The organism is Ktedonobacter racemifer DSM 44963 (assembly GCF_000178855.1).
Taxonomy (GTDB): Bacteria; Chloroflexota; Ktedonobacteria; order Ktedonobacterales; family Ktedonobacteraceae; genus Ktedonobacter; species Ktedonobacter racemifer.
Genome location: NZ_ADVG01000002.1, coordinates 79,022 through 93,426 on the forward strand (window position 1 = coordinate 79,022; position 14,405 = coordinate 93,426).

A 14,405-nucleotide genomic window follows, 5' to 3' on the forward strand; every position below is an offset into this window, starting at 1 on the left:
GTAGAGCATGCTCTACATTAACTACCAGGAACTTGTAGTCCCCAAATAACTAATGAGTTCGCTTAGAGGGGGCCGAGGAGGTAGCGGACGGTCAGAGGGGTGGCTTTGTTTTTGACGGAAAGCTGGAAGGGCTGACCGGTCCTCACGTAGGGATAGACCTGCTGGTACGTGGTATCGTTCAGCAAGATATCGTTGTCGGAGACGTTGTTCTGCAAGCGCGAAGCCACGTTGACGACGTCGCCGATCGCAGTATAGTTCTGCATGCGCTCCTGGGAACCGATATTGCCCACCGTGGCCAGGCCCGTGTTGACGCCAATGCCAAAGGAGATAAAGCGCTCCTGGGGATGTGTCTGTTGGTAGCCCTGCACGGCCATGCGCATCTTCCAGGCCGCGCGTACCGCGCGCAGGGCATGTTGCTCCTGTGGCAGGGGTGCGTTAAAGATGGCCATGACAGCATCGCCGAGAAAGGCGGTAATCGTTCCCTCCTCCTCCCAGATGGCCTCGCACATGATACGCATATAGCGGTTAATCATATCCATCACGGCCTCGGGCGGCATGCTCTCGCTCAGGCGGGTAAAGCCGCGGATATCCGCGAAGAGGACCGAGATCTCTTTGGTCTCGCCACCCAGGTTCAGGGCATTCTTATCCCGAATAAGCTGCTTGACGACGTTGGGATGGACGTAGCGCTCAAAAATGCCGCGGATCTTCTTGGTCTCGGCCTCCGAACGCTTGATCTCGGTACGATCATCAATCACCAGGGCCGCCCCGATATGTGCTCCTTGCGTGTCGCGCAGTGACGACACGTAGAGGTTCAGGCTGAAGGGGCCATTGAGGCGATTGGGGATAATACAATTATCCACCGAGCTGGGAACGAAGGTTCCGTGGGCATGTAGTTCCGCGTGTTCCAGAGCGTTGCGTAAGAGGTCGACAACACCAATATGAGCATGTGAGGCGAAGGCCTCGGTATAGTGCCGGCCAATAGCCTGTGAATTATTTATTTGCAGAATCAGGCCTGCGGAGGCATTAAACGTGGTCACATAGCCCCGGGAATCAATGGTCACAACGCCATTGGCGATAGAGGCAAAGATATTATCCATGTACTGCTTGTCATCTTGTACCTGTTGAATGGCGCGGTTGAGATCTGCGAAGAGGCGGGCATTATCGATGGCGATAGCGGCCTGGTTACAGAAGGCGACAAGCAGGTCCAGGTGTTGCTGGCTAAAGAGGTTCGCGTTAATGCGACTATCGACATAGACCGCGCCAATGCAGTGGTCGCGCACCACCAGCGGCGCGCACATCATGGAGCGAATGCCAAAGGTCATGATACTCTCATGCCCGTTAAGCGAGGCGTCGAGCTTGGCATCGTCGGAGACCAACGGCTCCAGGGTAGTAATTGTGCGCTTGACCACGCCACGACTGATCCCCGCGGTCATAAACTCGCTCTCGGGAATGGTCCGTGCCTGCTTATCGCGCGCAATCTTGAACTCCAGGTCTTGCGTCTGCTGATCGACAAGCATGAGGAAGCCGCGTTCGGCGCTGACGAACTCGATGACGCGGTCCATGACCAGGCGCAGGACCTCGTCGAACTCCAGGGTGGAATTCAGGGTGCGCGCGATATCGGCCAGGATCCCCTGTTCATCGCGTTGCTTTTTGAGGAAGGTAATATTGGACTGTAATTCAGCACGTTCGCGCTCAAAAACGGCACGCGTGGCGGCGGTATTCCCTTTACCGCTGCTTGTGGAGAGTTGCTGGGTCGTCAAACGTTTGAGGGCCTGGCTGTTGCGCCCCAGTTCCAGGTCTGCTTTACGCGCAACGAGCAGAGCATCCATCAACAAGCTCACACGTGGATCACCAGTCTGACCAGCATAGGTTCCCTCGACCGCGACTTCAAGCTTATGTGTATGCTCATGCAGCAGACGTGAAATGCGCATGAGCGATTCGCTAATTTCGTGTATATTGCTCATATCAAGCGCTTGTGTCACTCAGGTTCCTCCGTCTATGCACAACCATGATCAGACGAAATATGTACGCTTTTAGTAGAGAAGCTAATGGAAAACGCATGCTACAACCTTGCTCAATGCAAAGGGCAGCCTAGACACAATTTACAGCTTGATTTGTCAATAGTGAGGATCTTTTTCATTTCCTAGCAGTGCACAAAAATGATGAGCATGTGTACCATAAGAGGTAGCATATGCCCATCATTATAACACATCAGCGGGCGTGAACACGCACTATTTCACAACACAGCCGCTTAAATTCCGTGCGCCTCCAGGTGGGTGCGGAAGGAGACGGGGGTAAAGCCAAAGTCGCGCTCGACGCTATTGATAGCCGTGGTATTGTCGAAAGAGAAAAGCGTCATGGCCGCGCGCGTCAGGGGTGGCTTCGGCAAGACAGCCTCCATTACCGCCGCGCCAATACCGACCAGGGGCATGGGCGCGTAAACCTTCGGGCGTGACTTTCCCATGGTCTTGAGCAGGAGATCAAACACCTCACTAAACGAGTAGTACTCTGGTCCACCGATGGTGTAGGTCTTGCCCTTTGTCTGCTCTGGTTCTTTGAGGACATACTCGATGACACGCACAACGTCATCGACCAGGATGGGCTGAAACATGGTCTTGCCACCGCCAATGAGCGGCACCACAGGTGCGCTGGCGATCAGATCTGAGAGTCCTTTGATGAAAGGCGCTCCCTTGCCGAAGAGGACTGATGGCTGAATAATCGTCCAGTCCAGCTTGCTCTCTTTCACCGCCTGCTCAGCCAGATAGCGCCCCTGCATATAGCTGCCGGGCTTACCTGGCTTCGTCCCCAGGCCACCAATCTCGATGATACGTTTGACACCCGCCTCCTGCGCAGCCTTGACCAGATTACGCGTCCCCGTGACATTTGTCTCGTTGTAGTGGTTCTCCGCTGACTCTTTGCGATCAGCGGTCATAAAGGCCGCGTGGACAACGGTATCAATGCCCTGCAACGCCTCCTTGAGGGTCTCGGGGTGTATGGTCGAGCCTTCAACAAGCTCCACATTCGTGCCAGGCAGACTCTTCTCCGCTTTTTTGCGATCACGCACCAGGCAACGAACCTGCTCTCCTTGCCCAGCCAGGTCCGTGACAAGGTGGCTGCCAATGAATCCCGTGGCTCCAGTAACCAGTATCATGTGTCCTCTCCTCGTGCCATGTTTAACGCTCTAATCAATCGTAGGGTCCATGCTTGCATGGACTATTCCCGCCGGGGTCACGAAAACATTGTCTGGAACACCAGTTAGTCCATGCAAGCATGGACCCTACAACTTACCACAAGACGCGCATATAGGCGTTTTCAGGTGCGTCTGGGCGCGAATCCTGGCGCGAGGCCAGTCTGCCTGTTATATGGCTCCTCGTATTCAGTATAGCGAAAGAGAGGAGAACAAGGGAAGGGAGCCAGGCACTGGAATTATTCCTGAGTCTGGCAACCAGGAGAAACGTGAGCGTACTCAGCTACATTATGGAGAGTCTACCAGGCGCAAATGTGCTGGCAGGAAGGACGAGACGTACCGCGACGCCGTGAGATGGCTCACTCTGTATGGTCAGGCTCCCACCAACAATCGCCAGTAAGGCGCTGTGCGTCAGGAGGCCGCCCCCGGTTCCTGTCGTTGTATTGCTGGCGGAGAGGATGCCCACCCCATCGTCGGCCACAATCACTTCCAGATCGGGGTCGCAAGAGGCGCTGAGGGTCAACTTAAGCTTGCGGTGGACGTCGGCACCACGCGCATGGCGAGCGGCATTGCGCAAGGCTTCCTGTACGGCGGCAAAAATAAGCTCAGCAATCGCGGGAGGAACCATGTCATCAATGGTACGCGCCGTCTCTTCGGGGACCTGCCACTCCACCTCGTCAAAGGACTGGCGAAAATCCTGCGTAATCAGCGTATGAATGGCCTGCATCATGCCATCACGCTCCAGGCGGTGAGGAGCGCTGGTGACGGTGGCACGCATCATCGCCGCTAGCTGACGATGGGCATCGCTAATGATCGTCACGGCATCATTGAAGGACTGCTCGGCCTGTTGAGAGCTGATCGCCTCCATGCGTCCCATGATGAAGGGACGCATAGTCTCCAGTTTGAGCAGGGCCAGGTGCATCTGGGGCAGAATCTCATCATGCAGGACACGCCGCTGTTGTGCGCCCAGAAGTTTGACATCGACCGTACGCCGCCGCAGGAGGCCCGCCACGGCCAGCATGGCCTCGTGATCGCGCAGGGTATCTAGAATACGCTGCCCACAGGCATGGGCAAGATCCATATCTTCATCGGTAAAGCCCGCACCGTCTTCGCGCGGCCCCAGGTAGAGCTTCGCCACCAGGCCCAGGTCGTCATAGATTGGCACGACCCAGCAGAGGGCCTCGCGCCCCTGCAAGCGCAGCTGAATGCGATAGGCTTGCACTCGATAGGGTTTGCGCAGGCGGGTGGTACGCCTCTCGTTCGGCACACTCACTGCCCGTTGTGGCGTGGTCTGCTGGCGTTCAAGCAAGGTTTTTTCCTGCGTCTCGCTCTCCTCTTCCTCGTGCCAGCGATAGCTAAAGCGACGTTTGATAGGTCCCGCCAGCACATCCAGGCGCGCGCACTCTACAGCCAGGACGTCTTTACAGAGATGGAAGAAGAGATCCTCCATATTCTGCTCGGTTTTGCGCAGGTCCGTTTTAAGCCAGTGACTAAGCGTTGTGCTGCGCAGGAAGGGGCGGAGCATGCTGATATAGCGGTCGTGGGCGGTATAGTTGCTCCAGGTGAAGAGGGCATAAGTACCAGTCGCAAGCGAAGTCAGAATCAAGAGACCACTCACATTACTGCGCGTAATGGCCACAAAGCACGCGATACCCACAGCCACCACACAGGAAACGATCACGATACCACGCCACTGCTCAAAAAAGCCACGGCGCGCCAGGGGGCGTTCGATTAAGATCCCATGCCGTACGACAGAATAGCCAATCAGGAGTAGAATACAGGCCACACAGCCAACAGCCAGGATATCGATGATCATCAGATTGAGGGGCAACATCTCGGCCTGGTGCACGCTGACTGGTAAAGAGACGGGCTGTATTTTTCCATGTCTGAGCCAGTTGACCATGGACCAGACACCCAGCACCCCCAGGCTCGTCGTTAAGGCCACCATCAGCAGCGCGGCCAGGAGCAAGCCAGGACGGGCCTGGTGCCACGAGAGCACAGGCTCCTCCAGTTGTTCCGCCTCCGTCTTATCCTCCCAGAACGCATCGACAATATTGTTTCCCAGTGAAACTTTGCGTAGGCGCGTGCGCTTTCCAATAAGGAAGAAGAGCAGCACTTTGAGCAGGCGTGCCACCCTGCCTGGCGTAAACCAAGGTCCAATGGCGCAGAACGTCACATAGACCAGAAACATGATGGGCAGCAGGACCAGGGGCGAGAAATAGCCCGTACTGGTATCCTGTGGAATATCGTCATAGGCAAAGAGGCGGATCGACCTGGCGAAGGTAAAGGTCGCCTGGTTGAGCACAAGCAAGAGCAGGACACTGCCACCCAGCAGCGCGCTACAGAGCAGCAACAAGGGGCGGCGCCGCTCCCATTTGACATTGATCAGCGAGGCATAGTGCAGCCCGATCATAAACCAGATGTAGGGAACGCCCAGCGCAGGCAGCCAGATCAGGCGCCAGAGGGTATTCGCCGTGACCAGCGAGGCCGATTGGGCATAGGGACCCGAGATCAGCAGGGCATGGATAAAGAAGAAGAGCGCCGAAAGGATCAGCCCGACCACACCCACGCGCGCAATCATACTCCGCCGGTCGCCATTGAGCCAGACTGTGCAGGCCAGCCATAAGAAAGCCATCAGGTTAAAGATGGAGAGCGCCAGAGAAAATACATGTGTCAGTTGCATAATGTCAAAAAACCGTTCGTGGTCATGGCTATACAGCTACTTGAAAAGTGGAACCCACTCGCCACGTCGATCCTGCACGAGGGGGGTACCCTGCTCATCCCACATGATGAGCCGGTTCTGGAGGTAAATCAGGGTCGCCCGAGCGCGAGCTACCTTATCATCGACGGCATTCTCGCTCAGGCCCCAGGCGGCATAGATACGCCCATTAGTCCGGCTGACCGCGCGCTTATCATGCAGATTGAGGCGAGCGGCAATCTGCTCGTTGGTCATGCCCTGGGCCATCAGTTCAGCAACGCGGAGTTCGTTCGGCTCCAACAGGGCGAGTGGCGACTGCTCATCCAGGTCACGCACCTCCTGCACGCGGTCCTCGATCTCTGGGTCCACCAGGCTCCGTCCATTGACGGCATCCTTCAAAAGCGGCACCAGCATGCTGGGAAGCAGATAATTACTCTTGCGGACATAGGCGTAGTGCGTCAAGATACCCGCGGCACGAAACTCACGATAGTATTCATCGTCATCCTGAATGGAGTAGAAGACCACCGGCATACGGGGTCGTTCGCGACGTATGGCCACGGCGGCGGCGACACCGCTCATAGCGTTCCGCCCCACCTGGGGGTCCTGCAACTGCACATCCATCAAGATCACATCCATGTCGAGCTCAAGTGCCTTCGCGACCGCCTCACGACCAGTCGCGGCCTCCTCAACCACCTGGACACTGCCAGTCGCCTCTAATCCCTCACGCAGCGCCTTGCGCAGCGGTCCATGATCATCAACCAGTAACACCTTTATGCTTGACATTGCTTCCTGCCTTACTCATCGCGCATCACACAAATCAATGCGTCACCAGTATAGCAAGTTTTGTGTCCTTCGCCCAGGGTTCGCGCGCAGCAAAATACGCACACAAGACACAGGGAGAGCGCGAACGCCAGTGAGATGGGACCTCTCTTTTGCGGTGAGATGGCATTCGAGCTCTTGACTAAGATAAGGCCTACAGGGTGTTCAAGCGGGGCTAATAGCCCAGGGTATCCTCAAAGGTTTGCGCGATGACCTGGTAGCCCGCGTCCTTTGAATGGATATCCTTGAATACACTACACATCCAGGTATAGGTACAGATGTTGGGATTGGGTGTGGTAGTGCCCCCAAAGCGCGAAAAGACATCCGCTAGTAGCCCATAGCCCGCAACATCCTGCGCCAGGTGCTGGTTGACGAGCTGGGTATAGGGCACGGAGTTCGGGCAGATGTTCTGGTAAGGATCATAGTAGTTCATTACCACAATGTCCCCGGTCACGACCCCATTGACCGTCAGGGCGGCGCGAATCTTGGGCAGGATCACCTGTGTCAGGTTGGCATCCAGCTGGGCAAGTGCGGCATTAAAACTGGCGACATCTGTGGCACAGGTCGAGGTATTGAGGCTGCCTTTGATATCGTTGGCGCCAATATCCAGCGTCACCGGACTGACCTTGCCAGGATTGAGGTACAGGTAGAGCAAGGCCGCATCAAGTTGATCGCCAACATAGGGATACTTGCGCAGGTAGGAATAGGGACATCCCCCCTTGATCATCGTCGTACTCGTCTCCCCGGAGCAGGCAAAGTTCGCCAGTGACGTTGTCCCATGCCCCTTCAAGTTAGAGTAGAGGTAGTCCGCATAGCCATGACTAAAATCCAGGTCGGGCTGGAAACCAAAGGCAAGTGAGTCACCCACAGCAAGATAATGCTGTTTGGGTCCAACCAGGGTCACTTGCGCATGGACTGAGGCAGAACCAACGGAGAATGTGAGGAACAATAACATGGCCAATAGCAAGGAGGTCGCCAGGCGGCGAAGAGGAAACTGTTTACGCAAAAAAGTCTTTTCAAGCACGTCCTTGTACTCCTGTCATATGGACAAGTAGAGAGCTTGTCGTCCGTTCCTTCGTACGTTAAACAGGAGAGAGGTATCCATCCTGAGGTAGAGTATACCTGGGAAGGGCGCGGATTTCAAGCAAGAAATCCGTCGCGATGCGTGCCACGCTGCTTCTGGAGCACACGTAGAAGGGTGCTAAATTTCAATATGGAGAACGTGCAGTTCTGAGGCATGGTATTAGAAACTAGTACACAGAGGTAGAAAAAACTCCATGATTAAGCAAGCCGAGAGATTGACTCATATGATAGGCGATGCCTCTAGAGAATATCTGTCGTAACAAAACTCTTGTGAGCGCAATGAAAATCCTCTATACTCCGGTTGGGAAACAGTGCAATACTGGGGTAAATCGAATTCCTCCAACAAAGAAGTATGAAGTTGTATAAGGAAGACAAAAACATGTGGAAAAAGCGTAAGCTTCTCTGGGTCATCACCTCAGGGGGAATCCTCATCGTTGTTCTAAGCCTTTCTTGGTTAGAGCTTCCCTGGATGGCGAATCATCTTGGATTTGCCTTACCAGGACAAGGGGGTCTCCCCTATCGCATCGCCTACGCAGGTCGGACCTATACCAATCTCGCAACCTGTGCGCACGCAGGTTGGTGTCAAAGTCCTTCATCAGGCACACGCCCCGGTCCTTTGTGCTGGAAGGAAGAGGACATCCAACAGCATGGTAACTGGCCCCTCGTTCACGTTGGAGCAATCTCAACCCTCTTTGGCTCATCTTACTCCCTAGTGGCTTCTCAATCCAATGTTTCCAGCAAGCTGACAGTTGTCATCATCTATCTCGTCTCTGACACAAACTGTTATGTCCCCTATGGACTGGAGGGAGGACCATAAGGTTTTGTCTTCTCCTCTCTCTGATTTATCTCAAGGGATACTTTCAGGAGGAGTCCTCTATCACATAAGTCAATGTTCCGGCCCAGTGTACGTCCCCTGATGGGTTTAGCCATGGTACGATTGTAATAAGCAATGAAGGCACAGGCGTACAATCTGTTTCTTTCTCCAATAATGCGACCCTTCCAGATGCTCAACATATTCGCTTGATGTTCATTACCTATTAAGGGAATAAGCGGTACCAGAAAAGATACAGAAAGAAGACGAAAAAGATGCGTCTCGTTGAGCAGCATGTGATTGACAGGCGTGATCCACGATATGCTATTATTGATGAAGCAGCCTTCAAATCAAAGAATCTGTATAATGCCGCATTGTACGAGATCCGTCAAGCCTTCATCCACGAAGGAAAGTATCTCAACTACAATGAGATGCAACGGCGAATGCAGCTTCATGAGGCATACAAAGCGCTCCCGGCAAAGGTGAGCCAACAAATCCTGTTGACCTACAAAGCGCAACTGGTTGGCATTCGTGTCGAGATCGTCGAGGAATCCTATACATCAAAAGCCAGTTTGCTCGACCTGGACCTGCTGCCAGTGCGTGACCCGTATAATAAAAATGAGAAGCACACGTTTAGTGGGAAGCGGGTGATGCGTGGACTTTACCACGCATCCGATGGTCGCAAGATCAATGCCGATGTGAACGGTGCTGGCAACATCATACGCAAAGTAGCCCCTGACGCTTTTTGGGCAAAGGGGGTAGAGGATGGTAAAGGGGTGCTTGCATCTCTGGTAGTCCATCCGGTGAGGATTGTCGTTCCCCTCACGAAACCAGAAAGCAAGCGGAAAGTAGCGAAAGCAAGCGATCAATAGAAAGCCCTCTTTTGTTAGAAAACGCTATGTTTTTTTGGAACTATAGTTGAAATAAGGAGATTCACTTTTTCTCGTAACCTCCAGATCACGAGTATTGTGTTTCTACGACCAACAAGGTGAAAGCAAATGCCAACAGGGAGTAACAATCATATCTATTTCGGCCTTCTCCTGCATAATCACCAACCCGTCGGAAACTTCCCCTGGGTGTTTGAAAAGGTGTACCATGAGGCCTATCTACCCATGCTCAAAGCCCTGGAACTTCATCCGGGGGTACGCATCTCGCTACACTACACTGGTTCATTACTCGATTGGCTCACGGAGGCACACCCTGAGTTCCTGCAACGCCTCTCGGAGCTAGTAAAGCGCGGGCAGGTGGAGATTGTCGGTGGCGGCTACTATGAACCGATCCTGCCCTCTATCCCCGACGCCGATAAGGTTGGGCAAATTCGGCATCTCAGCGAGAAGTTGCAGCAGGTCTTTGGCATAACGCCCAGCGGCATGTGGCTGGCCGAACGCGTCTGGGAGCCGGCACTGCCACGTTATCTGCACGAGGCCGGGATACAATGGACGGTTGTAGATGATGTCCACTTCAAGTATGTGGGGCAGGAAGATAGCGATCTCTACGGCTACTATGCCACCGAGGATCAAGGCCACATGCTCAAAGTCTACGCGACCAATAAGATGTTGCGCTACACCATCCCCTGGCGCCCTGTCGCGGAGACCATCGACACGCTCCGCTCGCTTGCAACCCCTGATGGCACCCGTATCCTGGTCATGGGCGATGATGGCGAGAAGTTTGGTAGCTGGCCGGAGACTGATCGCTATTGCTGGGGTACCCAAACGGAGCCAGGCTGGGTCGAGACCTTCTTTAGTGCGCTAGAAGAGCATAGCTCCTGGCTTCACACCATCCCCCTGGGCGAGTATGCTCAGAAGCAACCAGCCCTGGGACGCATCTATCTCCCCACAGCTTCATATGTTGAGATGAGCGAGTGGGCGCTACCTCCGCGCAAGGCCTATAGCTTTGGCAAGCTCCTGCATAAATACGAAGAGACGCACCAGGACGAGGCCTTGCAATTCATGCGCGGCGGCTTCTGGCGCAACTTCCTGGTGCGTTACCCCGAAATCAATAACCAGCATAAAAAGATGCAGCACATCCACCATAAGGTCTATAAGGCGGGCGCAACCGACGAGCATGGACTGCATCATCTCTGGAAGGCCCAGGCCAACGATACCTACTGGCATGGCCTCTTTGGCGGCATCTACATGACCCATGTGCGCTCAGCCATCTATCACCACCTGATCAAGGCGGAGAACGCGGCTGATCGTGTGCTGCACGGCACCGCGCCCTGGCAGCAGTATACGTTCACCGATTTTGACTTTGACACACGCGATGAGTTGCTCGTCGAAAGCGATCAGCAGAACCTCTACTTCGACCCCCAGCGCGGCGGCACACTCTTTGAATGGGATATGCGCCGCAGCGCACACAATGTCCTCAGCGTCATATCACGACGCGAGGAGAGCTATCACCGCACCCTGCGCGAGCATGAACAGGAGCGCCGCAAGCAGTTGGCTCTGAGCGCGCAGACCGAGAAGAAAAGCAGTGATGAGAAGAGCAATGTACAGGAGCCAGCATCGCCCCATACCGCGATCCGTACTAAAGAGCATGACCTGGATCGCCATCTAACCGTTGATCGTTATCGACGCGCCAGCCTGGTTGACCATTTCTTGCCACCAGGACTCCCCATGAACTCCTTCGCGCACAACCGCTATGAAGAATATGGCGACTTCGTAGAGCGCCCATACCAGGCCGCGGTCAAGCAGGATGCCACCGGCACCGAGATCACTCTCTCACGCACCGGAAGCGTACGGCGAGCTGGCGCCCTGAATCCCTTACCGCTTCATCTCAGCAAAAAGATTGTGCTGCCACCGGGGGAAGAAGGCCTCAGTATTCGCTATGAACTGACCAATCAGAGCCAGGCCACCTTGCAGACGCGCTTCGCCTGCGAGTGGAACCTCAACTTCCTGGGTGGTGGCGCAAACGAGCAGGCCTATTATTACCTCAAGCAACAGGAGCCAGCCAGGGTGCCCTTTGATGGCACAGAAGAGCTGCATGAAGTCCAGGAGCTGCATATGGGCAATGCCTGGCTGCAACAAGACCTGCGGCTAGAAGTCAGCAAATCGGCAACCCTCTGGCGTTTCTCGCTGGACACGATTACCGGCTCAGAGGCTGGATTTGAGCGCACCCACCAGGGAAGCTGCATGTTGCTCACCTGGCCGCTCGAACTGGCACCTGGGGAGACCTGGAGCGTCGAGATGGCCTGGACGGGCCAGCCCGAACTCATGGCTGCCACTGAGTCCTTCTTCTCCAGCGTGGCACGCTAGCCGCGACGCTGCTAAAGCACGCGTCTACATAGAATGATACGAGATATGTAGACGCGTGCTTTAGCAGCGTCGGCTGGGACCCGGTTCCACTCCATTAGTACTAATGCCTACGGGCATACCTGTAAAAAGACGTGATAGAATCATAGAAGCTCTTTATTAGCACAGAGAACGCCATGGGCAAGTTCTTTCAGGTTGCTGGTGTGGTGGCATCCTGGCAACCAGTGGTTACCAGGATGCCACCACACCAGCAGCCGAGGCGAGCACCGCAGGCGTGAGAAGTCGGACCCGGCAACAGCCTATAGTATCGAATAAACCAAATATAAAAAATAATGTGGCGCAAGGCCACCTGAAGGACTATACGCGGATGAAACCAGTTCTGCTTTTACAACATGACAGTGAAGACCCGCCTGGTTTCCTGGGAGAATTGCTCCAGGAGCACGCTATAGCGTTTGAGGTATGCGACGTGACCCGCTCAAAGCAGTTGCCCACCCTGGGTGACTATAGCGCGGTTGTCGCCCTGGGAGGCGCACAGCAGGCCTATGATGAGGTGAGCTATCCCTACTTTGTAGAGGAAAAGGCCTGGCTACGGGAGCTTGTAGCACGCGAGATCCCTTACCTGGGGCTTTGCCTGGGTGGGCAACTCCTGGCCTCGGCGCTGGGGGCAGAAGTTCGCCAGCATACTCAGGCCGAGATCGGGTTCTTTAATATTCCTCTGACTGAGGCAGGTAGGCAAGATCCACTTTTTGAGGGCCTTCCTGATTTTGAACGCGTCTTCCACTGGCATATGGATGTCTTCGATCTCCCCAGCAAAGGAAAACTCCTGGCAAGTAATACCTGCGCGCCCCATCAAGCCTTTCGCTATGGGCGGCACGCCTATGGCCTTCAGTACCATATCGAGGTCACGCCTGCTATCCTGGCAAGCTGGATGCGCTCGTTAGAACCTGAAACCCCAACTGAGATCCGCGACCATCTCGCGGCGATCCAACGCGACCCAGGCGCCTACTTTCCAGCCTATCATGCACACTCACGCCAATTGTTTCGCAACTTCCTGCGCTTAAGTGACTTAGCATGAGGTTTAACGATATACACAGAAACTCTTTTCTTTTCTACCCTCTTTCTGCTATACTTGCACTCATGACCTATTCTTAAGAGCATCTTAGAGGTTTTCTATATATAAACCAACAGTCGTAAGTTGTACAATGCGCTGTCATTCCTGCTTACATAGCAACGCTGTAGAGAGGCTAGCATGCCTCTGTTCAGTACAGCATGCATGATTGCTTCTTGCGTAACGTAATAATTGATAGTCCTATTGATAGTCCTGTGAGATATACTAGAAAGTATCGCTAGCATCGGACAAGACTATGCATATATTGCTCGAAAGGCCGCATTCGACGAAGATGCCGCAGAATAAAATTCATACCAATCCGTCAATAAAAAATTTTTCTGGGTCTGCACTCCCACCCTTTACCTTTTCTCTTCGTACTATTGCCTGCGAACGACATCCAACGCGGAATGAAGATAGCGTACTCGTGGATGAGCGTACTGGACTGGTCGCAGTGTTTGATGGCGTTGGAGGAAGTGCCGCGGGTGAGATTGCCTCCCAAACAGCCCACTATGCCGCACTCCAGCAATGGCGACGCCGACTGCGCCAGTCCCAGCCTGGGCGCAAGGTCCTGACCATTCCAGAAGCCTCAGCGCAGGCTAATTTCTGTGGGCTATTAGAAGAACTCATCTATGATGCCGATGACCAGGTACGCACCGAAGGGGCGCGCCGCGCTGGCACCGACGATCTCGCCACGACGGTCGCGCTGGCAGTAATCTCTCGCCAGGCCAGGACAGGCCACTACACTCTCTATTATGCCCATGTAGGAGATAGCCGTATCTATCTAGCACGGGAGAAAGAGCCGATGCAGCGCCTCACCAAGGATGATGGTCTGCTGGCCAAGCTCGTCGAAAACCGCATCATTGATGAAGAGAACGCGCTCCGTATAGATCAGGCCCAGACGGCTGGACAGCTCTCAGATACCGAACTCAGCTACTTCCGCCTACGGGGAGGCATCACCCAGGCCCTGGGCGGCCCCTTGCCACCAACCATTCATATCGATGAAATCAGCATTCAACCAGGGGATCGCGTTCTGCTCTGCACTGACGGCATTCATGATAATCTCACCGATGAAGAAATTGAGCATATTCTACGCAGCACGCCCCGCGACACCACGGCACGCGAACTTGTACGCCACTCCCTCAATCGCTCACATGAGAGTCGCAGCACCACCATTCGCGCCAAGCCCGACGATATGAGCGCAGTCGTCATCACCTGCCGCTTTTAACGCGCAATGCTCTATGCTGACCAGGTATAGCTTTTCACGCCTTCCAGCAGACAAAAAGTACTATACCAGCGGCAATTGTATGCATTGATACCCACAAATGCGTTACCCTATAAGAGGCCACGTCCATGGACCGGGCGCGCCTCTTATTTGCGCTTTCGCTGTATGTCTTATTATTGCTGGTCCTCGTCATCTATATCGCGAACAAGCAAACAAACATATTTCA

Annotated in this window: 10 protein-coding genes; 5 read left to right on the forward strand and 5 right to left on the reverse strand. The window is 54.4% G+C overall.

Annotated features, from left to right (window positions below; genetic code table 11):
• Positions 1–62 precede the first annotated feature (62 nt).
• The 5 genes from KRAC_RS16760 to KRAC_RS16780 all read right to left on the reverse strand — a co-directional run bounded on the left by KRAC_RS16760 (position 63) and on the right by KRAC_RS16780 (position 7,728).
• Positions 63–1,964, reverse strand: coding sequence for an adenylate/guanylate cyclase domain-containing protein (locus KRAC_RS16760; RefSeq protein ID WP_169460903.1), 1,902 nt, complete (start codon positions 1,962–1,964; stop codon positions 63–65).
• 287 nt (positions 1,965–2,251) lie between these two features.
• Positions 2,252–3,151 carry a complex I NDUFA9 subunit family protein gene (locus KRAC_RS16765; RefSeq protein WP_007909038.1) on the reverse strand — a complete coding sequence of 300 codons (900 nt, stop codon included), beginning with the start codon at positions 3,149–3,151 and terminating at the stop codon, positions 2,252–2,254.
• A 319-nt stretch (positions 3,152–3,470) separates the two neighbouring features.
• Positions 3,471–5,870 (reverse strand): sensor histidine kinase, encoded by a 2,400-nt coding sequence (locus tag KRAC_RS16770; RefSeq protein WP_007909039.1) that lies wholly within the window; start codon positions 5,868–5,870, stop codon positions 3,471–3,473.
• 36 nt (positions 5,871–5,906) lie between these two features.
• The gene (locus KRAC_RS16775) at positions 5,907–6,668 is read right to left on the reverse strand and encodes a response regulator transcription factor (RefSeq protein ID WP_007909040.1); all 762 of its coding nucleotides are present in this window, start codon (positions 6,666–6,668) and stop codon (positions 5,907–5,909) included.
• Between the two features lie 211 nt (positions 6,669–6,879).
• Positions 6,880–7,728 (reverse strand): SGNH/GDSL hydrolase family protein, encoded by an 849-nt coding sequence (locus KRAC_RS16780; RefSeq protein WP_007909041.1) that lies wholly within the window; start codon positions 7,726–7,728, stop codon positions 6,880–6,882.
• 438 nt (positions 7,729–8,166) lie between these two features.
• Between KRAC_RS16780 and KRAC_RS16785 the strand changes: the two genes are divergently transcribed.
• From KRAC_RS16785 to KRAC_RS16805, 5 genes are all read left to right on the forward strand, one after another.
• Positions 8,167–8,604 carry a hypothetical protein gene (locus tag KRAC_RS16785; RefSeq protein ID WP_007909042.1) on the forward strand — a complete coding sequence of 146 codons (438 nt, stop codon included), beginning with the start codon at positions 8,167–8,169 and terminating at the stop codon, positions 8,602–8,604.
• 269 nt (positions 8,605–8,873) lie between these two features.
• Positions 8,874–9,470 carry a zinc ribbon domain-containing protein gene (locus KRAC_RS16790; RefSeq protein ID WP_007909043.1) on the forward strand — a complete coding sequence of 199 codons (597 nt, stop codon included), beginning with the start codon at positions 8,874–8,876 and terminating at the stop codon, positions 9,468–9,470.
• A gap of 126 nt (positions 9,471–9,596) precedes the next feature.
• Positions 9,597–11,852, forward strand: a complete 2,256-nt coding sequence (locus tag KRAC_RS16795) for an alpha-amylase/4-alpha-glucanotransferase domain-containing protein (protein ID WP_007909046.1) — start codon at positions 9,597–9,599, stop codon at positions 11,850–11,852.
• A gap of 364 nt (positions 11,853–12,216) precedes the next feature.
• Positions 12,217–12,924 (forward strand): type 1 glutamine amidotransferase, encoded by a 708-nt coding sequence (locus KRAC_RS16800; protein ID WP_007909048.1) that lies wholly within the window; start codon positions 12,217–12,219, stop codon positions 12,922–12,924.
• Positions 12,925–13,249: 325 nt separating this feature from the next.
• Positions 13,250–14,182 carry a PP2C family protein-serine/threonine phosphatase gene (locus KRAC_RS16805; RefSeq protein ID WP_274532123.1) on the forward strand — a complete coding sequence of 311 codons (933 nt, stop codon included), beginning with the start codon at positions 13,250–13,252 and terminating at the stop codon, positions 14,180–14,182.
• Positions 14,183–14,405 lie beyond the last annotated feature (223 nt).

Coding starts and splice junctions, on each gene's coding strand:
- KRAC_RS16770 (WP_007909039.1), bottom strand. CDS start 5,870: ATGCAACTGACACATGTATTTTCTCTGGCGCTCTCCATCTTTAACCTG.
- KRAC_RS16765 (WP_007909038.1), bottom strand. CDS start 3,151: ATGATACTGGTTACTGGAGCCACGGGATTCATTGGCAGCCACCTTGTC.
- KRAC_RS16760 (WP_169460903.1), bottom strand. CDS start 1,964: ATGAGCAATATACACGAAATTAGCGAATCGCTCATGCGCATTTCACGT.
- KRAC_RS16805 (WP_274532123.1), top strand. CDS start 13,250: ATGCCGCAGAATAAAATTCATACCAATCCGTCAATAAAAAATTTTTCT.
- KRAC_RS16795 (WP_007909046.1), top strand. CDS start 9,597: ATGCCAACAGGGAGTAACAATCATATCTATTTCGGCCTTCTCCTGCAT.
- KRAC_RS16785 (WP_007909042.1), top strand. CDS start 8,167: ATGTGGAAAAAGCGTAAGCTTCTCTGGGTCATCACCTCAGGGGGAATC.
- KRAC_RS16800 (WP_007909048.1), top strand. CDS start 12,217: ATGAAACCAGTTCTGCTTTTACAACATGACAGTGAAGACCCGCCTGGT.
- KRAC_RS16775 (WP_007909040.1), bottom strand. CDS start 6,668: ATGTCAAGCATAAAGGTGTTACTGGTTGATGATCATGGACCGCTGCGC.
- KRAC_RS16790 (WP_007909043.1), top strand. CDS start 8,874: ATGCGTCTCGTTGAGCAGCATGTGATTGACAGGCGTGATCCACGATAT.